Origin of the sequence: Pseudoalteromonas sp. S16_S37 (genome assembly GCF_014694405.1) — a bacterium.
Lineage (GTDB): Bacteria > Pseudomonadota > Gammaproteobacteria > Enterobacterales > Alteromonadaceae > Pseudoalteromonas.
This window is the reverse complement of record NZ_JAAUWV010000243.1, coordinates 1-249: the sequence shown is the minus strand read 5'-3', so window position 1 is coordinate 249 and position 249 is coordinate 1. Positions and strand designations below refer to the sequence as shown.

Annotated in this window: 1 protein-coding gene; it reads left to right on the top strand. The window is 40.6% G+C overall.

All coding sequences use genetic code 11. The features are described 5' to 3' along the window. Nucleotides 1-5: 5 nt before the first annotated feature. Nucleotides 6-249 (top strand): transposase (locus tag HC733_RS22795; RefSeq protein WP_190367231.1); only part of this gene is annotated, 244 nt, incomplete at its 3' end.

Genomic DNA, 249 nt, shown 5'->3' with positions numbered 1-249 from the left:
AGATGATGACTAGAAAACGTAGAAACCACTCTCCTGAATTTAAAGCTAAAGTGGCCTTGGCCGCCGCTAAAGGAGATAAAACCGTTGCTGAATTAGCACAGAAATACAATCTTCACGCAAACCAAATTTCTACATGGAAAAAAGAACTCCTTGAAAATGCGGCTATGATCTTCGCTTCTGAAAGCCAAGTAAGTAAAGGCAACACAGAAGAAACGGATAAGCTTCACGCTAAAATCGGTCAGTTAACGA